This is a genomic window from Enterococcus sp. SB12 (assembly GCF_030910025.2).
Taxonomy (GTDB): Bacteria; Bacillota; Bacilli; order Lactobacillales; family Enterococcaceae; genus Enterococcus_B; species Enterococcus_B faecium.
The window spans coordinates 2,121,879-2,140,319 of sequence record NZ_CP175675.1; the positions used below are offsets into that span (position 1 = coordinate 2,121,879).

The window sequence follows — 18,441 nt, forward strand, 5'->3', positions numbered from 1 at the left end:
CAATATCAGAGAGAGACCATCCCTGTTTCGTTAATTCTCTACACAGGTCCATATACATTTCTTCCGCTTCTTCTGGGGTTACTTTTTTGCTTCTGGATCTGGATCGCTTTCAATCCCCATTACCTGTCCTAATAGACCGTCTAATGTTTCGCGAGTTGTTTCAGAAGGCAACCCATCTAAAATTTGATCAGAGGTCAATTTGTCTGCTTTGAAAATTTCCACTGCAAAAGCTAAATAAATATCTAACTGATCCCACACCATGATTTTTTCTGCATTTAATTTTTTAATTGTTTGCAAAGCTAAACGATAGTCTTTCCCGGTTGTTTCTAATTTCTCAAAGACTTCTTTTTTGCCTTTTTTATTTTTTAATTCAATTCGAACTTGTGCCATCTATGATTTCCTCCTAATATTTTCAAATAAAAAAGAGGACTACTACAGTCCTCTAAAAAAACTATGCTGGTACTAATGCAAGCAAATCTGATTTAAGCGTCTTTCCAATGTAATCAATACCATGTGCTGTCAACCATGCTTTAATTTCTTCAACAGTATTGTCATTTGTTGGCTTTACGTCTCCTTCAGGATCAAAGCCGGGTGTTTCCGGTTCTTGTTCGGGCAATGTCTTAAAAGCTGGAATATCAACTTTCGCCGATTCAACATCATTGGTTACTCGAACTGCTTGATAATCACCCTGTACAACTTGAGTATTTGCTGCAATTCCAGTGATTGTCAGAGGACTTGCTCCCTCCACAACTTTGGTTCCATCTTTTTTATAAATTTTAAATGTTTCTGGCATGATCATTCTCCTAACTTAGTGCGATTGTTGCCCCATTCGTCGTTGGGGTGACTTTTCCAACGACAGGGCTAACTACTTCCCCGCTGGAAAAGTCATAGTACGCAATGCTGTGATAGCTGCTTCTTCCTTACCGACATATTTAGCAACCGATTGCCCCTTCGCATCGCCTTCTGTATCATTAGCAATAGCAGAGAATACATACTCTTCTGCTTCAGGTTCGAATGCTTCGTTAGTAGTTGTATTCAAATTAATTGATTCTCGACTGAATTTACCTTTAAAAATAGTTAACATAGCTGTTTCACCACTTAAATCAGCAGATTCCATTAAAACTGCACAATATGGTGGTTCAGTATCTTCACCTAAGAAGCTAATTTTGTTGTCATTCGTTTTATATCCTAAAATTTTATCGTTCAAATCTTCTGGTAAATCTAACAATCCAAATGTCGCTGAAACATCGCCTGTCCCTTTTTGTGAAATGTAGTATGCAATATCTGATCCATAAACTTTCGTAGATTCTTTTGATAAACCGCTAATTTCTGCGGATACTGTTGCACCTTTGTCCTGTTTACCTTCAATAACAAATTGATTATCTTTTGGAATTTTACCGTCCTTATCAAAAATTCCGATTGTCATTTTTTTAAATCCTACAAGTGTCAATATAATCACTCTCTTTCAATTTTTTTTGACAACAAAAAAAGACACGAGTTTTCGTGTCTTAATTCCTGTTATTCTGTTTTAATATTGTGTATCGTAAATTCGTGTATTCCCGTCATATCGTCGAGCGTCTACATAACGTTTTGTTTCTGGGAAATATTCGTCTAAACCCTGACCAGACAGTTGACCAAAGCCGAGTTTCTTCATCTCTTTTTTTATTTCATACTGAATTTGTTTCGAAGTCGCTCGATATTTTGATTCAACATCAATTTGGATTAAATGCTCAATCGAAAGCTCTTGATCACTACCGTGATAGGCCTCATTCGGTACATCGACGGGCCGAAGTGTGATAAATGCACCTGATTTATCAGCTATTTCAGATTGCTCATAAAACTTAATTCGATATTCTTGCGAATCGCTGTTATAAGTCATTTCGTGGATGTAGGCATTCGAAATTAACGCCTCGTAAATAATCATTAATATATCTTTCATAGGTTTCTCTTTACCTCCGATGCCACTGTCTCGAAGTACACGGGTTCAGAATTCTTTAACGATTTTGTGATAACCCCGAACCCACGTGGCTTAATCTGACGTCCGTTTCTTGTATAGCCCCATTCGTTTAAATGGATTAATCGATAACGTTGATGTGGACCATTCCAACCGATTTCTGCTTCAGTATTGTAATTTTTATACGTCGCATTTTTACGAACAACTTCATCAATCGTATATCCTTGATCTTTAAAAACGAGCATGTCAGACTGCAGACGTTTCTCGACTTTCTCAGCGCCGGTATTGATTGATTTGCGAGCAATCGATCGGACTTTTTTATCACCAAGTCTTTTTTCCATTGCTTTTAACGTTTCGTTTACGCCTTTAACTTCTACACTATTCATCGGCATACACCGCCAAAAGAATCGTAACGAAACGATTATCCGTAAAATCATTTCGAACATCAGCAATATTCCACCTGATTCCGCTATAGCGCCTGTCTAAAATCTCCACATAATGTTTATTAGAGACTAAATAGTTTTCTTGCGGATCTCGGATAGTAACTGTAACCGCCTGCTTAGTCGTTTTAGAGTTTAAAATTTCTAAATCTTTCATCGACGGATTATATATTTCAGCAAAGCAGTTAAAAATAATTTGTTTTTCTTCTTCACCAGGCATCGGCCCTGGTTTTGGCTTATAGCTAAAAAATTCAACTGGCGTTCTCATCGCACCATTATTAACTTTAGGCTTCTGATACTCAAACGTTGGTTTCTTCATCGCTAACGTCCTCCTCCACATAATTCGAGAGAGAGACGGCCATTAATTCGGACAAAAAATTTTCATTAAAAAATTCGAGAGAATCATTGTAAACGTATCTGCTACGTTCAATGATTAATTCTCGAATTTCTGGCTTAGTAATATCTTCACTTCCGCACCAACGCTTTATTGCCGCAGTTGAACTTTCCAAAATATTTTCTAAGTTGTCATCGTCAGCAGTATGAAAGATTCTCATCCGCGATTTGAAATCTTTTAGCAATTTCTCTTCCAATAGAAACGCCCCTTTCTATCGCAGTGCAATTGTTGCTCCGTCACTTGTCGGTTCAACATTAATAACTGCGGGGGACTCTATTTTCCCTCGGATACTTTTAATCCCCACACTGCAGCAGCTTTATTATCTTTTGCTTTTCCATAAGCAAATTGTTTAGCAGTATACAAATCCATGTCTTCGATTGCTAAAGTTTGGTCGTATTTACGCAAAGTGATACCGCCACCGATGTAAGCATCGTAACGTCCGCTAACGAAAGTAACGACTTTTTTGGAACCTTGTGCTAAAGATTCAACGATTTTTAAATTGTAAGGCAACGCAGTTACATACACGCCTTGAGCATTTAAAGAAGTATATTGGCGTTTAACATCCCAAGCGTCAGCAGGGTTAACAACCATGACTACTTTGCCATCAACAGCAACAGCACGACCTTTTTCGTCAGTGGAATGGTGTTTGTATACGTTCGTTAATTCTTTGACTGTAGTAGCAGAATCAGCAAAAGTTAAATCACCAATTGACGTTTTTTCGGGATATACTCCGCCACTGATAGCCACGCCAGCTTGTACTTGACGATTTAAGCCGATTGGCTTGCCGTTTCCGTCTCCTGCTAAGAACGCCGCTTCTAAAGCGACTGCAAAAGCTTCATCGATTTGAGTAGATACAAAAGATTCGATCCAAGCAGGGCCAAAGTCTTTCAAATCTTTCGGAATTACAACGAACGCCGTTAATTTATTTTGAATCACTTCTTCTTCACTGAATGCAGCGTCCAATTGACCTTTGATTTCTCCGAAAATCTTACCCCAAACAGCCACGCCACTAGTCTCAGACTTTAAGAATTTCAAACGCAATCCAGCGTTTACCATACCGATTTCTGCTAACAATGGATGAGCAGTAGTTAAGTTTTCAAAAATGCGATCGATTGTTTCTTGCGGAAGTAATTTTTCTTCCTTGTAGCCAACGTCAGTGGTAACTGCATTAAAGAATTTCCGTTCTCGTGCAGAAAGTTTAGCGTCTGCCGGATTAGCAGCAATCAGCCCTTCTGCTTCAGCACGTGCTTGTTTTTTTGCTTCGTTCAGCAATTCATCGAGCATTGCACCGTATAGTTCATTTTGTTTTTCAGCAGGCTCATTATTGTTAACCGCCGCCAAAAAGTTGTCACGAATTGTTTTGAATTCGTTTGATAGTTTCATAGTCATTCAGTATGACCTCCTTATTTTTTTGTATTAAAAAAAGAACCGTTTCAAACCATCATTTTCTGGTTCAATCGATTCTTGTTTTTTAGTATTTAGTTTTTCTGCTACTTTATTTGCCAATTCATCTAAATCAAACTGTGGTTTTAACTTTTCTGCCAATTTTGAAATCGCGTCTGGCGGAATAACCGGCGAGACACTTGCGACTAGTAAAGGTGCTTCTTCATTTTGAAACATTACTTTGTCCGCAAATCCTTTCTCTACTGCTTGTTCTGCTGTCAACCAGGTTTCATGATTCATTAGTTCAAGTAAGTTTTCTTTTTCAAGACCCGTTTTACCGATATAAGCATTCGCAATCGACAAGTTATAATTTTTCAATACTTCTGCTTCGTGAGCTAACGTTCGATGATCGCCAGCAGCAGCTCTTGAAACATTATGAATCATAATTTGAGCAGTCGGGCTGATTTCAATTGTGTTTCCAGCCATTGCAATCACGCTTGCGGCGCTTGCAGCAATACCTACGATTTTCACAGTCACGTCACCTTGATAAGCGCGCAAAGCTGTGTAAATCTCACTACCTGCATATACGTCACCACCTCCCGAATTAATCACGACCTCTAGCGGTTCATTGTTTTCAGGCAATAAAATATCTTTCGGTGATGTGCTGTCCATTTCAAACAAATCGTAAATCCATTTTTGATTATTAGAAATAATCGTTCCTTTAATTTCCAGTTTCGTCATTTACTTCCTCCCCTCCTTTCGCTTTCTCATAGTTTTTAGTGATATAAAACTCATCGCCGCCTTCGATACTTTCGTAATCGACTTCTTCACGAATTTCATTCCGATTGAATCCACCGCTTGAAATTAACTTATCTACTGCGTCTGCCAAATCAAAGATATCTTTTTTATCCACACCAACGACTTTAACTTCCATTCCAGCAACGTATTCCGCCTTACTGATTGTCTTTGCGTTCAATTCGTCTTCAATCTTTTTGTTCAACGATTTCACACAATATTTATTCAATACTGTCTGAGCGCTTTCTAAATCAGCTAACTCTCCATGCAAAATTGTTGAAGGAATACCTAAAATGTCGGCAACCTCATCCACAAACTGGCGTTTCAGTTTCTTGAGCTCATCAATAGATTGATTCGTCTCACCTACAGTATTTGTGAGTTCGTTATACTCAAGCCCTTGTTGCATCGGAATAATAGCAACTGAGTCTTTTCGAAATTTTTCGTACAGTTTATCAATATACGATTGAGCTTTCTTTTGTAATTTGTCATCAAAACCTCGGCCTTCTTTACCTCCGACCGTCGCTCTAATCTGATGATTTCGCATAGCTACTTCAACCATTCGGTTGTAGAGAGAAGCGTAATCTTCGTACAATCCACGAACATATCTATTCAAGTCGTTGTTGTTGTATTGTAAAAAAATGACTTCACTCATCGGAAACTTTCGTTTGAACTCGTAGCCTTTCATCCCCACACTTTCAAAAACATCGTCATACAACGCATATTCTTTTCGAACGTAGCTTTCAGCAATCAACAATTGATCATCGTCAGAAAGTACGATCAATACTTCGTTTTCAGTGATTAGCTTGTAAACGACTTGTTGCCAAAACGAAGAAGCTGATTGATCCAGATTCGGGCGTACATTTAATAAATACGTCCACTCGTTCGTGATCGGCTGCCCGTTTTTCCGAATTCGAAACTCTGACCGGCTGAATATTCGTGCTATAAATTCTGCACAGGTATCGATTGCTAAATGCTTCAAATACAGCGTGTTGTATTCGTCAATCAACGTGTCAAAGTCGTAACTTAATTCAATCTCTGAATTTTTTTTGAAAATATCAAAAAACGATTGAAATACTCCCAATATTTACTCACCTCCCTTCGCTGCTTTAAAAATCCCAATCTTCCATCATGTCAAAGAAGCCCTCCAAATCAACATCTTGGATCTCTTCTCGTTTATATAAAGCAGCCAAGAAGGCATGGAAGCCGTCTGTTTTTCGACGGACTGGTTCTTTTTTCAAAAATGTTTTGTTTCCTGATTTATCAACTTTGGCGTAGCTATTATTCGTGTACCATCGCATTGATGGATCATCGCCAAAAATAAATTTTTCGTTAGCAAACCCGTCTTCGATGATTGGAGCAACTTTGGATTGGACTCCTCGAATATTCCGAATGAATTCATAGTTGTAACCTTCTTTTTCCAATAGCGGTTGCAACAGGTCCATTCGATAGCCATCGGCACACACCATTTCAATCTGATACAATTCACGTTTTTCATTCAACCAATCAATTAGTAGTTGAGGAGAAATTGAAGGAGCATCCACGATTGTAAATATTCCTTTATCTGCCCATTCTTTGATTGGTGCTTTGATTTTGAACGTATCTAAAAATTCTTTTCTAGCGAAACTATGCTGTAGCCAGATGAATTTTTCGTCTTGTTTAAACAGCAGCCCAACACTGGCGAAATCTCGAATTTCCGCATAGTCGAATCCAGCGACACACGATTTTCCTTTTAAATCACCAATCGGCTGATCGGTGGCCATTAATTTCTCGTGCGTAGTAATATCTGATTCCATATCGCCTTCAGTAAAATTCATCCGTTTGACGACAAACTCCCGGCGACCAGACGGCTCTTCTTCTAACTTTAGGTATTCGTCCATAACAGTTTGATACAAGCGTTTGGCGTAAGGAGAATCTTCTTCGAACATCGGATTCGCTTTAGACCATAATTCCGGTTTTTCCATCTCTTCGATCGTGTCAAGTTTACAAATAAATGGAAACAAACGGTCGTTCTTGTTTTCTCCACTAAAAATTTTCTGTGCTCTTTCTAATGTCCGGTCATAAAAGCCTTCTCGGACGTGTCCATTCGTTCCGTTGTAAAATGTCCGTGGATGTTGAATCTTACCTAGCCCGCTCCGTTGAATGTCCACGATATCCGAGTTCTCGAACATGTGAATTTCATCGAATTCTAAACAGCCATCCCGAGCACTATCCATCGTTTTCGGGTTGTTGGTCCGATAACTAAAAATGGAATTCGTTACTCGATTGGTGATTGCCATTTTCGTTAAATAAAACTGCTGTTCTAAACGTTTCGCCTGAACAGTTTCATAGACTTCTTTAAAACTAACTTTCCCTTGTTTTTCCGAATTGGCAGTAATAGTCACATCGTAATTTCGCACACCATAGAGCGGGGAAATAAAGAACGAATCTCGTGCAGACATGAAACCATTCTTGCCACCCCCGCGCGCGATAGAGTTCAAAATTTCATTAAAAAACACCTCGTCATCTTCTTTTTTGTAAAGAAAAATGAAAGGTGTAATAAATTTCTGATATTTAGCTAACGGAAAAAAATTTTTCTCGGCATAACGAATAAATTTGTGAATCATCTCATCGTCAAAATACAAATCATCTCTCGGAAGGACTTCCTTTTTGAGATACTCGACAAGCTGGATACGCTCTTTGTTAAACGGAATTTTTCCCCGTTCATACAAATCCACATACTCATCAAAAAAGTAAGGTTGTAGCAACGTCATAGAAGATCACTACCATCTAACGCTGCATTATTTACAGCATCTCGTTTTTCTTCTGGCAAATAATCTGTCAACTGTTTTATAATCCGCTGATAAGATTGATCGCGTGCGTTGTATTGTTTAGCAACTGGCCGCTCCCTTTCGTAAGGAATCTGATTTTCTGACTGTGAGAATAATTCATAATCTCCTTTTTCAGAAATATCAATCCACATTTCATCTAACAAAATTTTTAATCTAGCTGCTTGAGTTACTAATCCAGAAACGACTTTTTTCTTGTCATCTGTAAGATCGTAAAATAAGTCATTCAATCGTTTTTCCTCAGCTGCTACCTTTTCATTTCTGATTTTTAAATCCGCCATCCAATCACTTCCTTTCTTCTGGGGAGGGGGTTATACGCGTATCATCAATAGATCTGTGGAGTTGACCCATCCACCGGTTTCCAAAATCTCATTTAACATTGAAATATTTTAGACCGGGGGGACTTACACTGCATACACTAATCGTTTCGGCAATCCATTTGTCTTTGTTACGTCAGTTATTATCATTTCTCTATATTTATTTTTTAGTCTTTGTACTGCACTGCGTGAACATCCCAACTTTTCTGCTATTTGTTTATCTGTATATCCTTGTTTCTTCAACCGAGCCACTTTTATATAATTAATTTTCAATATATAATTTTGTGAGTTTATTCTAGCTCTGTCATCGTTTTGATCTTTTAAACTATTTATTCTTCTTATTATATTTCTCTCGTTTATTCCTAAATCTAGAGCTATCAGAGCATACGAAAAGCCATCCCTGTACTTAGAGATGGCTTTCTTGTCTATTCTTTTATTTTTTATGATGGTTCTATTCTTGATCAATATGTTTAAGCCTGGTAAAACGCCTAGATAACATCTCCCTTGAGATATATGAGTTACTATTACTCTATTTGCGTTCGTTTCATCAGCTATTTCTGTTGTACTCTTATCTAGTTCATGAGCTAACTTTAATTTAATTTCTTTGATTTTTGAAAGAGGCAAAGAACTTTTACTCAGAACAAAAGATAATCGTTCTTCCTCTGTCTTATTATTCCAATAAGCTTTATTCTTTAAACTTATCTTTTCTAATGTAGATCGCTTCATCGACCTGCCTAACCCAGAAGGAACACGCCTGGACTTATTTATTGGTTCGTTCGAATACTTGTTGAACAACGTCACTGCGTAAGCAGCATTGTACCCGCACTTTGCATATTCTGATCGTTTTGTTTCGATCCAATACCTTTCTCGCGAATTTAATTCGGTTGCGCCGCATCTCTCCAAAACTTCAAACACAAACACTTCTCCCCCGTAAGCATCAAATGACCGCTGCAAATGTCGGTTATAATGTTTGCCGTTTCTAAGTTCTCTAAAATGGGAATTAGCTCTCTGCTTAAAGTGTTTCGTTTGGCCCACATACACTTTGTTGTTAACTATATTTCTTATTTGATAAATACCGGAATTCATTTAACTCACTCCTTGTACGAACTTTATAACCATTTCTCTACCACCACTCATCTGCCCATTTCTTAACTCTGCTTTTGGGACGATAATTAAACCGATGATGGCGGCGATTGTGGCAGTCTTTACAAAACCCTTAGATTATCCATATCAGTTGCGAGTTCTGGATGATATTCAAGCTCTTTAATGTGATCTACTTCTAATATTGCATCGTTAATTGTTGTCACTTTGCCTTGCTCTTTGCACCATTGGCATTCGTAATGGTCCCGTTCTAATGCTTTTAGTCTCAGCTTCTTCCACTGTGATGATGAATAGAACTTCGCTCTGTCCTCTTTTGTAGTTACTTCAATCATCTACATATCTCTCTTGTGTCCGATTGTTTTCATATCTGGATACTTATCATTAAAGCTAGAAAAGTATTGAATCGTGATGTCGTTCGCTCCTCTATCATCATTAGTAAATTGATCAGTCTTCCAATGATAGGAGACATCTACCAATCCTTTAGGCGATTCATCCAACCTCTCACCTTTGTACCAAACCTCTGGTACTGAGTCAGTATCTTTTAGTTTGATCTCTAGAAGGTAAGGTTCCTTTGGAAATAGTTTATTCGTCTCATGCTTACTCAATATTCTTGTCCCTTTAGGAAACCGATCTCTGTCAACTAACACTGATAACCCTTGTTGTATTCGAAGAGAATTAATTAGTTCTAAAGGAGTGTCCGGATTCCCACTCAAAGCTAATAGAGTTTCATAATCCTTTACCTCTTGAGTTTTATTTTTTAGAAACAAATCCAATAACTTCATTACTCTTCCTCCTTAATCCACTTAAAGAACTTGAACCACGCGAGCGCCTGCTCCTTACTGCTGCCGTCAGGACTGCTATGGCTCTCAGTCTTCAATACATGTATAGCAACATCATCTACGGTGTATGTGTCTGGTAACTTATCTCTTGCATAGTTGAAACACTGCTGCAAGCATTCAAAGTATGTCACCTTATCCACCTCTCTATGTTGTATTGGATATACTCGTCTTTCCAATAGCCATGACCGCAATAAAGAAGTTTGCATTTATCAATCTCATTTGGTATTGCTTCTCTGGTCATTTCAATGATGGAGTACTTCTTTTTTATTTGGACTGACTGAACCACTCTGATTGGATCATCTGTGTTTGGTTGTGGATACCTATTCGTTAGTGATACATACCAGTAGTTTCTCATTATGTATCACTCTTTCTGTTGGTTGTTGGCAGAAAAGGTTCGCATCATAAATTCCATAGCCTGTGCGTCATTAAATCCTTGCAGAATAAGCTGATCGTAGAAATACTTAGCTTGTTTTGCGATTAACGCTAAGCTTTTTTGAGCTTCATAGAATGTTGCCTCCACAGTTTGATTTGCTTCATTCAATTTAAATAGCTCGCTTAATTGTTTTTCGTTCATTTGTTTACTCCCCTTCCAAAATAAAAAAGACCACTCAAAGAGTGATCTAATATGTAATAGCAACCTACACACAGGCGGTTATCCTGTTCCTCCCTAGGGCTCGCACCACACGAGTTCATACCACCCTCGGTTGCTAAAGTCACTGGAGTGGAATCGCACCACTCACGTACTAGTCCTTTCTAGTTTTGTACAAGGTCCCGATAGTGCGCCATACGCTTCCTACCTCCACCTTTGCGTCTTCTACTTCCGCCACAGTGACACTATAAAATTATTCTTGGCTGCTACTATTTTTTATTTTGCCCATTTTTAAATCCAATCATATAGACATTAAGACAGAGCGCAAAAATTGAAATTATTAACGCCATCATTTCTCTTCCCCAACCTTTTTAATTATTTAGTTAAATTGTATTTTTCTGCAAATTCACTATCAGCTTTTTCCAATGACCTAAGCGTATAATTTTATTTATCAGCGAGTGGTCCGCTGAAATAGCCGATAAGGAGGTGAAAAACATGGTGCAGGTTCCTTATGCTGAATCCAGCGGTTCATTATCTGTAAGAGTAGAACTTCAACATACCGCAGATGTATTTTTGGTCGATTCTACGAACTACAGAAAAATGAACTCTGGTCAAAAATTTAAGTACTACGGCGGACATTACACTAGAACACCGGTAAATATCACAGTCAGTGGTCCTGGTAGATGGTATTTGATTGTTCGTGGTGGTGGGCAATACAAATATAGATTCTATTAATCTTTAGTTTGAGCTGGCATACCAATTGTCAGCTCTGTTAATGTGGCATTTTTTTTCATATAATCTTCCGCTTTTGATACAGCATTTTGCAAATTAGAAATCGTCCAGCCTTTCTCAATTACAAAACTAATAACCGTTTCAATAAATTCTTTTTCTTCTGCTTCTAAAACAATTCTTTCCGTGTTCATTTTTTACATTCCTTTCTTTGGTATAATTTTCTTATCGGTAAGTGGTCTACTGAAATAAATTATAGGTGGTGAATATATGAGTAACGGGTTTGATGATTTAAGTAAAAAACTTAACAAAATGGCAAAAGCTGCCCAAGAAATGGACGGTGAACATAGCGTTCCAATGTCCGAGTTATTTACAAATGATTTTGTTTCAGCTAATACCAAATTTAACTCCATTGAGGAATTCTTTGAGGTTAGCGGATTTGACTGCAGCTCTGAAGAATCGTTTGCCGCGATTCCTGATGATCAAATGGATGCATTCGTATCTGATAATACAAATTTTGATACTTGGTCTGATTTCATGAGTGCAGCTGCTAAAAAATATACTGCTAAGAAACTTGGATTTTAAAATTAGCAATTTCATCTAAAGTTTCTTGTAACTGTTCGACTTGGTCACTAGCCTTGTTGAGCAGTTCTTTTAGTTCAGTCAAATCTAATTTGACAGTTGCTTTGATTTCTTTATCCATTCGTTTTTTCTCCAATACATAAATTAATAGACAGCAACGGATGATAGATAATAAGAACAATTTAGAAGGAGTTGAAATTCACATCCTTATTCTTAATATTTCCGTTGCTGTCTATCGAAGCTTAATTAAAACGATGAGGGAGATTTCCTCCCTTACATTTTATTTTGTCGAAGTCCTGTTTCCTAATCTTTCGACACTATCATAATATCACGTTAAACTGCTCAAAAACCCTACACTATCCCTACAAAAACCCTACAAAATCAACGATACTGAACTAACACGCCTTTTTTGTATGCTTCTGCAAATTCGATCAGCGCGATAGATTTCAGCTTCTCTACATTCTTTTCACCGTATCCTCGTATCAATTGCCCTATTTCATAATTAGAGTGCTTGTTTACGTCACAGAAGCTGTAGTAGAGTATCTGACGGCTAATCAGACTGAGAGCCATCAAAGCCGCTAGAATCGCATCTCTCTCCGCTTCTATATCCATCATCTGAATGATCGCGTCTTCTGCCTTGTTTCCATATTTCGGTGCCTTCGGCATATCCGTTATAATCGGCGACTTAATATCTATCAAAGAGCGACCTGCCATCCGCTCCAAACGCCGAAAGTTCTTCAGCACATCTCTCGCATTACATCTTGTCTGTTTGAAATCTACCTCTCGTAACAATTGCATCAAGTCAAACCGCTCCTTTATGTGATATAATAAATGTGTTGGATTTATTGAATCAGTCGGAGCGATCCGGCTTTTTTATTTGTCGAGTTCCTTTTATTGACTTACGTAGCTCACAACAGCTGCATAGTAAGTTGTATAACCGGCCATAAAAGCCGTTAAAGATATATGCTGAATTTCATTATTCTTTGCAAATTCATTTAATTTTTCTTCTAATTCATAGCGTGTGTCCTCTTCAAAGATTTTAAATTTCATTGTTTATAACCTCCATATCCACCAATCTCACTACAGCTAAATTTTCTTTGCTTTTCGCTAACCACTTATCACATTCCATCGTGTTTTCAATACGAATGATCGCTGAGTGATTATAGAGATGCTCTACATATCCACGAAACGGATAGATGAATTCCTCTGCTTCGCAGCGAACCATGTCACCGACTTTGAATTTTGGCTTCTTACGTGTTTTAGGGTTCTTTGTCGGCATGTCTAGCATTAAACCGCCGATACCGTGGCTACTAGCGTAAAATCCGTCTTTTAGTTTCATTACTCTACCTCCTCGTGATCGACAGTGACCAGTTCATATACTTGCGTTAATCCACCAAGTCGTCGTGAAACTTGGTTAGCTTCTTCGAGATTATCAAACCATCTTGCACTTTGGAGCATGTCTACAATGGATAATGTGTTAGCCCCTATAGAACGTTCATCACTTCTGTAAAATTTATTTCCAAACTTTACTACATAAATCTTCATTCTGTATCCTCCAATTCCAAACCAACATATTCAGCTTTTTCAAACCACTTATCAAAGTCTGGATGTCTACCAGTGATACACCTACTATTTCCTAAGACCTGACGTTTTGTTCGATAATAAACGAGTCCATCAAGCCCCATACCTAAACAATATCTATATTGTTCCCCTTTCTTCCACCAACCGACTTTATAATTCATTCCGCTTCCTCCCGTTCTAATCCCCATTGAGCGAATGCTGCTAGGACTTCATATTCTTGTTTACAAGCCAATAGTTTATAAGCTTTGCGTACTTTATCAGGTAATTTTCCTAGTAAATTTTTATCAGAAAAAGCATTAACAGATAATATTGGTGCTTCTCTAGTTAAAATTGTCTCGCTTTTCAACCACTCCAACACGATTTTCTGGTTGTCGTTGAGTTGAATTGATTTTTCTATTTGTCTTAAATCTTCCAATTCAAGTCGTAGATGACTGATTTGAGTCATTTTAGCTTGCTCAACAATTGGAAACCCCAATCCCAAACTATCTTCTAAATTTTGGAGTTCGCTTTCTTTCTCAGATATGAGTTGGTGCAATTTTTTCATCTTTCTACCACCTCTTCCACTGGCACAGCAAACGGCCAGTAGTTTTCATCTGCTGATTTAATCGTAAGTTCATCTAATTTTGCGACAAAACCTTTTCTAGGTTCTTTTGTAGGAAATATTCTAGTTTCATCACTTGTGATCTCATAATGTAGATACAAATACTCTGTTTTAAGCTCCGCTGCCTCTTCATCCCAAACTTCATATGGTAGTCTCACGTAATACAATGGCTCTTTCTCAACCTCGTAACCATACAGCAACGCATTTATTGCTTTTTCTTTATTAAGATAAAGGCTATCTTCAACAAGCCAATCTAGTAACTCTCTTGTTGTGGAAGGATTTTCGCTTTCACCAAGTTCATAGTCCACGCCATAACCCCAACCTGCACGTGTAATAAGAGAGATAGCATAAAACTTGTTACGTTTTTCCAGAACTTGTTTTGCCCAATCATCAAAAAACTTAGGCATAACGTGTTTCTTCGGTTCGTCTAGTTTTTTCATTAACGTAATACCTGCATTCATACTCTCGTTATAGCAAGCAGCTATTGCATCATTTCCTATCGCTTTAATACTTTCTAATTTTTTGATTGTTTCCTCCTGTTTATTCATCACTGTTCCTCCTAAAAAATTAACTGCCAAAGCAATATAATCACTTTCAATGATACAAATCCCACCAGTGCAATAATTACAGATATAAACGCACAGTTTATGAAACAGCCAACTAAGACGCTTGCTTCTTCTAACCAGTCTTTCATTACTGTTCCTCCAATAACTCGCTATTCTCGTATATATTTCCGATGACTTCATACGTGTATTCTTCAAACAGCTCTGTGTTAAAAATTTGATACTCTAAGTCTTCATCAACAGTGGCACAAACTAATCCGGAATAATCTATTGAATTTTTGACAATACAAACTTTATTATCTAAATAATCGAAGCCATTTCGCACGCTGACTGATACTACATCCCCTTCAAATATCCCCACACCGTTCTTGTCTTTCAGTCCTGTGGATTGCATAAGCACATATTTATCTGGAGCCATTTCAGCATGAGTGATCAACCTTCCTGCTTGCCCATATTTCATTTCTTGCCCAATTGTTTTATCTTTAAATGGTGTGTACCACGCTCTAAACTTCGGTATCATTTGCTGTCCTCCTGATTAATATATTTCCTCAAACTACGTATCCCTTTACCACGTTTTTTTGTTTTGCGCTCAATCCACGTTCCTGTAGTTCCCCAGTAGTCAATAATTCCATTATGGGTATTAATTGCAAATTGATGATTGTTTGGATAATGAGTAAATTCAAATCCCAAGGCTTCAATATTTTTAGTTGCTGAATTGCCCATCTTTCTGACATGTTGTTTTCTACGTTCTTTTAGATGCGGTTTAATATCTTTCCAGTATTCACTCATATCACCCATTACTTTTTCTCCACTTTCAAATTTACTTTTCCAAACTTCACTAAGTTTTCTAAATATCTAAGTTGCTGAGCAACATATGCTTCTTCTTTGCAGCATTCCAAGCGACGATTGACATCGCTTAGAACGGGTAAAGGGAAATCATATTTGCTTAACAATTCATTGATTTTATCCATCGTTTTCACTAGTCACTACTTGGCTCATTGATTTTAATAGTTCTTGTTCCTCGTCAGTCAATCCTCCATTTTTAGGACGTAAGACCTCCTGAGCATAATAGTAGTTGCCTGCTTTATCATGTTCACCAGCAATTCCTGTTGCATATTTGTTATACAAAGGTGTCTTACAACTTGGACATTTTGTAAATACGTTGCCATATTTAGTTGTTGTTCTGCTTTCATGAGTACATACAGGGCATGTGATTTCTACTTGGGCCCACTTCGGAATATCTTTTTCTACAGATTTTGTTTTTACTTCTTTGTTGGTATTGGATGTTTTTCTATCTTCTTTGATAAATAAAGCTTCAAAATTCCCAGTAGCCAATTGGTGTGCCGCAATTATTTCTTGTGTGTCTAATTCTCGCTCTGACTTAATTGTTACTGTGATTTCTTTTCCCTGAATGACTGTTCTCATTATTTCTCCTCCTCAATCTCACATGCCTGTTCAAACTGTCTAGTGATGTTTTCTAACGCTTTTTTGTACTCGATAATACTTTTTATCGTTCTTTCTTCACTTAACACGTAATCGCGTTGTATCGCCTTTAAACACGATGAGACCGTTTGAAAGTAGCCGATATCTGTTCGTGATTCTTCTTTTGCTTCCGTGTAGCGGATATTTCCTTCTTCGTCTCGTCTTACCTTCGATAAGACAATGTTTCTAGAATCACTGGTAATTCGATAATCTTCGATTTTCATGTCTAGCATTTTTTCTCCTCCACATACCTAAACTGTCGTCCTTTTGAATCAATCCATAAGTTCCTAGCTCTATCCCAAATAATGTTTTTGCTTAATCCAGTAATTTCAGATAACTGTTCAGCAGTACCTGTTACTAAAATTCGATCACCATGCCAGATTGCAATTTTTCTCGGCGTTTTCCGTTTAGGCTTTTCAGCCCACATTGATTTACCAAGCTTTTGGACTTCTGCAACTATTTCTTTGTCTTCTTGCCAATTCTCAGAATGTGTCAGTTCGATGATTCGTTTCATTGCTGCTTTCTTATCCACGCTCATTTTCTCCAATCTACGAATTTCCCTTCTTAAATTTTCTATGTGCAAATCGATTTCCTTTCTCTCCGTTTCATTGACCATCACTGCCTTTATCCGTTCCAGATAGCCAATTTCACGTTGAATGCTTCGAATTCGCATTTGAATCACTTCTTCTGTTGTCATAATGACTCCTCCGAGTATCTAAACGTTCTCTTCTTAACGTCTGTGTATCCACACCTAGCTCTTTTTCTCACGATTTTCTCGTCCAAGCCTGTGAGACTTGCTAACTGTTCAGCTGTCCCTGTCACTAGAAGTTTGTCACCGTGCCAGATTGCGATTTTTCGCGGTCTTGGCTTGTTGCTCTTGTCTGCCCACATCTCTCTTCCAAGTCTCATCACTTCCGAAGCAGCTTCTTTGTCATTTTGCCAATCTTCTGAATAAGTCAATTCGATAATTCGCTGCATTGCCGCTTTCTTATCCATCCCGACGTTCCCCTTTCAATAATTTGAGTACTTGATCAAGTGCGCTCTCACGTCCACCATGGAACGTGTTGAGCCACTTGTCTTCGTAAGACACACTTTGTCTTAAAGCTTCTTGATGCATTAGTTCAATCTGTGCTGTAAATGTCTTTAGATCCATCTGATTACACCTGCTCAAGTTCACTAAGATGTTTTTGCAATCCTTTAATGCAATCAACAAATAGTAATTTTGTATAAGCTAAATTTCTTAATTGTGTTGCATCGATATAGAGTGCGAAATAGTATCTGAGTTTACTCCAACTCGAACGGTCTTTCTTAATTCCTTCGATTCCAGCTTCTTCGAGTTGATCATATACGTCTCTCAGGATTTCTATTTCCTCACCAGTTTTGTAACTTGCTATTTCATTGATCAGTTCTAGATAATCGATTTTCAATTTTCCACCTCTTAGAATGGTGCTTTTGATTGTCTATTAGCTCGTTCTAGCGCTTTTTTCTTAAGATAGGCTTCTTGGTCGATTGCCCACTCAGGAAGCTTCTCTCGTCTTCCTGTGCGCTTGTATCCGCTACTTGTGTTCTTAGGTTCACTTTTTTCTTTTTTTGCCCAGCTTCGAATAGTTGCCAAATAGTTTTTATAAGTTTTACCAGATGATTCACAATACTCTGACAGTCGTTCGATTCGCTCTTGGTGGTCATTAGGGAATTCTATTTTGAGTTTCTCCATCTGCTCATCTGTCAAAAGAACATTTTTATATTCTCCGTATTTGTGACGGATGGGCGTAGCCTTCGTTTTTTTCGAAGGCGTTATATCTTTTATCTCTTTACTATCCTTACCTAACCTAACCTTACCTAACCTAACCTGTGTATCCATTTGGTGTACCGTTTGGTTGTCATCTGGTATACCAAGTTTTTCATCATGTTTAGGAAGTTCTTCTGCAAATGTGTAAGCCTTGTTATCTTTGTCCGCTAGTAAAGCTTTTTCATCCTGATATAACGTAGGTTTGTAGCGATCATTACGAATATAGTTGTGTATTTTCCAATGTTTAATGACGATCACGCCACTCTCGAAAACTAAGATGAATCTTTTTGCCATAAGCAGTTTTAAATCATCATCGCCACAACCAACCATACGTTGTATTTTTTTGGGATTATTGATAAATCCGTCGTCATCTGCGCGCATTGATAGATGAAAATATAATGCCTGCGTTGATAAAGGCATATCTAGGAATGCATCAGAATCAATAATTGTCTTTGCGAACATTCTTCTTTCTGCCAA

The 18,441-nt window shown here is 37.8% G+C and carries 38 protein-coding genes and 1 pseudogene; 2 read left to right on the forward strand and 37 right to left on the reverse strand.

Annotated features, from left to right (window positions below; translation table 11 throughout):
- Positions 1 to 78: 78 nt before the first annotated feature.
- The 17 genes and pseudogenes from gpG to RBL01_RS10530 form a co-directional block, all read right to left on the reverse strand.
- Complete coding sequence (gpG, locus tag RBL01_RS10450) at positions 79 to 390, reverse strand: phage tail assembly chaperone G (RefSeq protein WP_002306383.1); 312 nt, start codon at positions 388 to 390, stop codon at positions 79 to 81.
- Positions 391 to 451: 61 nt separating this feature from the next.
- Complete coding sequence (locus RBL01_RS10455) at positions 452 to 793, reverse strand: hypothetical protein (protein ID WP_016176400.1); 342 nt, start codon at positions 791 to 793, stop codon at positions 452 to 454.
- A gap of 72 nt (positions 794 to 865) precedes the next feature.
- Positions 866 to 1,450: a major tail protein gene (locus RBL01_RS10460; RefSeq protein ID WP_025481314.1), complete on the reverse strand. Its 585-nt coding sequence runs from the start codon at positions 1,448 to 1,450 to the stop codon at positions 866 to 868.
- 78 nt (positions 1,451 to 1,528) lie between these two features.
- Positions 1,529 to 1,939, reverse strand: a complete 411-nt coding sequence (locus RBL01_RS10465; protein ID WP_016176398.1) for a hypothetical protein — start codon at positions 1,937 to 1,939, stop codon at positions 1,529 to 1,531.
- Positions 1,936 to 2,340, reverse strand: coding sequence for a hypothetical protein (locus RBL01_RS10470; protein WP_016176397.1), 405 nt, complete (start codon positions 2,338 to 2,340; stop codon positions 1,936 to 1,938). Before RBL01_RS10470 ends, RBL01_RS10465 begins: the two co-directional genes overlap by 4 nt.
- Complete coding sequence (locus tag RBL01_RS10475) at positions 2,333 to 2,713, reverse strand: hypothetical protein (protein WP_016176396.1); 381 nt, start codon at positions 2,711 to 2,713, stop codon at positions 2,333 to 2,335. The genes RBL01_RS10470 and RBL01_RS10475 overlap by 8 nt, the downstream gene beginning before the upstream one ends.
- A complete protein-coding gene (locus RBL01_RS10480; RefSeq protein ID WP_016176395.1) occupies positions 2,694 to 2,984 on the reverse strand; it encodes a head-tail connector protein in 291 nt (96 codons plus the stop codon). The genes RBL01_RS10475 and RBL01_RS10480 overlap by 20 nt, the downstream gene beginning before the upstream one ends.
- A gap of 77 nt (positions 2,985 to 3,061) precedes the next feature.
- Positions 3,062 to 4,177: a phage major capsid protein gene (locus tag RBL01_RS10485; protein ID WP_251846080.1), complete on the reverse strand. Its 1,116-nt coding sequence runs from the start codon at positions 4,175 to 4,177 to the stop codon at positions 3,062 to 3,064.
- 27 nt (positions 4,178 to 4,204) lie between these two features.
- Complete coding sequence (locus RBL01_RS10490) at positions 4,205 to 4,912, reverse strand: head maturation protease, ClpP-related (protein WP_251846079.1); 708 nt, start codon at positions 4,910 to 4,912, stop codon at positions 4,205 to 4,207.
- Entirely contained in the window at positions 4,893 to 6,047 is a 1,155-nt protein-coding gene (locus RBL01_RS10495; protein WP_002306372.1) for a phage portal protein, read from the reverse strand. The genes RBL01_RS10490 and RBL01_RS10495 overlap by 20 nt, the downstream gene beginning before the upstream one ends.
- Positions 6,048 to 6,072: 25 nt before the next feature.
- Entirely contained in the window at positions 6,073 to 7,716 is a 1,644-nt protein-coding gene (locus tag RBL01_RS10500) for a terminase TerL endonuclease subunit (RefSeq protein ID WP_002338885.1), read from the reverse strand.
- The gene (locus tag RBL01_RS10505; RefSeq protein ID WP_010722454.1) at positions 7,713 to 8,072 is read right to left on the reverse strand and encodes a hypothetical protein; all 360 of its coding nucleotides are present in this window, start codon (positions 8,070 to 8,072) and stop codon (positions 7,713 to 7,715) included. Before RBL01_RS10505 ends, RBL01_RS10500 begins: the two co-directional genes overlap by 4 nt.
- Before the next feature lie 123 nt (positions 8,073 to 8,195).
- Entirely contained in the window at positions 8,196 to 9,194 is a 999-nt protein-coding gene (locus tag RBL01_RS10510; RefSeq protein ID WP_307781060.1) for a GIY-YIG nuclease family protein, read from the reverse strand.
- A 37-nt stretch (positions 9,195 to 9,231) separates the two neighbouring features.
- Positions 9,232 to 9,541: pseudogene (locus RBL01_RS10515) on the reverse strand (HNH endonuclease).
- The gene (locus RBL01_RS10520) at positions 9,542 to 9,991 is read right to left on the reverse strand and encodes a hypothetical protein (protein ID WP_307781059.1); all 450 of its coding nucleotides are present in this window, start codon (positions 9,989 to 9,991) and stop codon (positions 9,542 to 9,544) included. It abuts the pseudogene before it with no gap.
- A gap of 184 nt (positions 9,992 to 10,175) precedes the next feature.
- On the reverse strand, positions 10,176 to 10,403 hold the full coding sequence (locus tag RBL01_RS10525; protein ID WP_307781058.1) for a hypothetical protein: 228 nt from the start codon (positions 10,401 to 10,403) through the stop codon (positions 10,176 to 10,178).
- A 6-nt stretch (positions 10,404 to 10,409) separates the two neighbouring features.
- Positions 10,410 to 10,622, reverse strand: coding sequence for a hypothetical protein (locus tag RBL01_RS10530; RefSeq protein WP_131500716.1), 213 nt, complete (start codon positions 10,620 to 10,622; stop codon positions 10,410 to 10,412).
- Positions 10,623 to 11,132: 510 nt separating this feature from the next.
- On the opposite strand from RBL01_RS10530, the gene RBL01_RS10535 reads away from it, so the two are divergent.
- Positions 11,133 to 11,372: a DUF1883 domain-containing protein gene (locus RBL01_RS10535; protein WP_002341771.1), complete on the forward strand. Its 240-nt coding sequence runs from the start codon at positions 11,133 to 11,135 to the stop codon at positions 11,370 to 11,372.
- Here the strand turns inward: RBL01_RS10535 and RBL01_RS10540 are convergent.
- Positions 11,369 to 11,560, reverse strand: coding sequence for a hypothetical protein (locus RBL01_RS10540; RefSeq protein WP_002341770.1), 192 nt, complete (start codon positions 11,558 to 11,560; stop codon positions 11,369 to 11,371). The two genes, RBL01_RS10535 and RBL01_RS10540, sit on opposite strands and share 4 nt — an antisense overlap.
- Positions 11,561 to 11,636: 76 nt before the next feature.
- Between RBL01_RS10540 and RBL01_RS10545 the strand changes: the two genes are divergently transcribed.
- Entirely contained in the window at positions 11,637 to 11,951 is a 315-nt protein-coding gene (locus RBL01_RS10545; RefSeq protein WP_010726909.1) for a hypothetical protein, read from the forward strand.
- Here RBL01_RS10545 and RBL01_RS10550 read toward each other — a convergent pair.
- From RBL01_RS10550 to RBL01_RS10640, 19 genes are all read right to left on the reverse strand, one after another.
- Positions 11,932 to 12,069, reverse strand: coding sequence for a hypothetical protein (locus RBL01_RS10550; RefSeq protein ID WP_010726910.1), 138 nt, complete (start codon positions 12,067 to 12,069; stop codon positions 11,932 to 11,934). The genes RBL01_RS10545 and RBL01_RS10550 overlap by 20 nt on opposite strands.
- Before the next feature lie 260 nt (positions 12,070 to 12,329).
- Positions 12,330 to 12,746, reverse strand: coding sequence for an ArpU family phage packaging/lysis transcriptional regulator (locus RBL01_RS10555; protein ID WP_002342041.1), 417 nt, complete (start codon positions 12,744 to 12,746; stop codon positions 12,330 to 12,332).
- Between the two features lie 93 nt (positions 12,747 to 12,839).
- Entirely contained in the window at positions 12,840 to 12,998 is a 159-nt protein-coding gene (locus tag RBL01_RS10560; RefSeq protein WP_181878803.1) for a hypothetical protein, read from the reverse strand.
- Positions 12,988 to 13,287 (reverse strand): hypothetical protein, encoded by a 300-nt coding sequence (locus RBL01_RS10565; protein WP_307781057.1) that lies wholly within the window; start codon positions 13,285 to 13,287, stop codon positions 12,988 to 12,990. The genes RBL01_RS10560 and RBL01_RS10565 overlap by 11 nt, the downstream gene beginning before the upstream one ends.
- Positions 13,287 to 13,493: a hypothetical protein gene (locus RBL01_RS10570; protein ID WP_307781056.1), complete on the reverse strand. Its 207-nt coding sequence runs from the start codon at positions 13,491 to 13,493 to the stop codon at positions 13,287 to 13,289. Before RBL01_RS10570 ends, RBL01_RS10565 begins: the two co-directional genes overlap by 1 nt.
- Positions 13,490 to 13,690: a hypothetical protein gene (locus RBL01_RS10575; protein ID WP_142422839.1), complete on the reverse strand. Its 201-nt coding sequence runs from the start codon at positions 13,688 to 13,690 to the stop codon at positions 13,490 to 13,492. Before RBL01_RS10575 ends, RBL01_RS10570 begins: the two co-directional genes overlap by 4 nt.
- The gene (locus RBL01_RS10580; protein WP_307781055.1) at positions 13,687 to 14,073 is read right to left on the reverse strand and encodes a hypothetical protein; all 387 of its coding nucleotides are present in this window, start codon (positions 14,071 to 14,073) and stop codon (positions 13,687 to 13,689) included. Before RBL01_RS10580 ends, RBL01_RS10575 begins: the two co-directional genes overlap by 4 nt.
- A complete protein-coding gene (locus tag RBL01_RS10585; protein WP_307781054.1) occupies positions 14,070 to 14,678 on the reverse strand; it encodes a DUF1642 domain-containing protein in 609 nt (202 codons plus the stop codon). The genes RBL01_RS10580 and RBL01_RS10585 overlap by 4 nt, the downstream gene beginning before the upstream one ends.
- Before the next feature lie 11 nt (positions 14,679 to 14,689).
- Positions 14,690 to 14,824: a hypothetical protein gene (locus RBL01_RS10590; RefSeq protein ID WP_002333289.1), complete on the reverse strand. Its 135-nt coding sequence runs from the start codon at positions 14,822 to 14,824 to the stop codon at positions 14,690 to 14,692.
- On the reverse strand, positions 14,824 to 15,153 hold the full coding sequence (locus RBL01_RS10595; protein ID WP_374047764.1) for a YopX family protein: 330 nt from the start codon (positions 15,151 to 15,153) through the stop codon (positions 14,824 to 14,826). The genes RBL01_RS10590 and RBL01_RS10595 overlap by 1 nt, the downstream gene beginning before the upstream one ends.
- Positions 15,154 to 15,209: 56 nt before the next feature.
- Positions 15,210 to 15,491, reverse strand: coding sequence for a hypothetical protein (locus RBL01_RS10600; protein ID WP_128492202.1), 282 nt, complete (start codon positions 15,489 to 15,491; stop codon positions 15,210 to 15,212).
- Entirely contained in the window at positions 15,491 to 15,664 is a 174-nt protein-coding gene (locus RBL01_RS10605) for a DUF6877 family protein (protein WP_374047763.1), read from the reverse strand. The genes RBL01_RS10600 and RBL01_RS10605 overlap by 1 nt, the downstream gene beginning before the upstream one ends.
- On the reverse strand, positions 15,657 to 16,118 hold the full coding sequence (locus RBL01_RS10610; protein ID WP_307781052.1) for a hypothetical protein: 462 nt from the start codon (positions 16,116 to 16,118) through the stop codon (positions 15,657 to 15,659). Before RBL01_RS10610 ends, RBL01_RS10605 begins: the two co-directional genes overlap by 8 nt.
- Entirely contained in the window at positions 16,118 to 16,408 is a 291-nt protein-coding gene (locus RBL01_RS10615; protein ID WP_307781051.1) for a hypothetical protein, read from the reverse strand. Before RBL01_RS10615 ends, RBL01_RS10610 begins: the two co-directional genes overlap by 1 nt.
- Complete coding sequence (locus RBL01_RS10620; RefSeq protein ID WP_137206367.1) at positions 16,402 to 16,713, reverse strand: hypothetical protein; 312 nt, start codon at positions 16,711 to 16,713, stop codon at positions 16,402 to 16,404. Before RBL01_RS10620 ends, RBL01_RS10615 begins: the two co-directional genes overlap by 7 nt.
- Before the next feature lie 155 nt (positions 16,714 to 16,868).
- A complete protein-coding gene (locus RBL01_RS10625) occupies positions 16,869 to 17,171 on the reverse strand; it encodes a hypothetical protein (RefSeq protein ID WP_307781050.1) in 303 nt (100 codons plus the stop codon).
- Positions 17,164 to 17,328, reverse strand: coding sequence for a hypothetical protein (locus tag RBL01_RS10630; protein ID WP_002322162.1), 165 nt, complete (start codon positions 17,326 to 17,328; stop codon positions 17,164 to 17,166). The genes RBL01_RS10625 and RBL01_RS10630 overlap by 8 nt, the downstream gene beginning before the upstream one ends.
- A 4-nt stretch (positions 17,329 to 17,332) precedes the next feature.
- Complete coding sequence (locus RBL01_RS10635) at positions 17,333 to 17,602, reverse strand: hypothetical protein (protein WP_307781049.1); 270 nt, start codon at positions 17,600 to 17,602, stop codon at positions 17,333 to 17,335.
- An 11-nt stretch (positions 17,603 to 17,613) separates the two neighbouring features.
- On the reverse strand, positions 17,614 to 18,441 hold the full coding sequence (locus tag RBL01_RS10640; RefSeq protein WP_307781048.1) for a replisome organizer: 828 nt from the start codon (positions 18,439 to 18,441) through the stop codon (positions 17,614 to 17,616).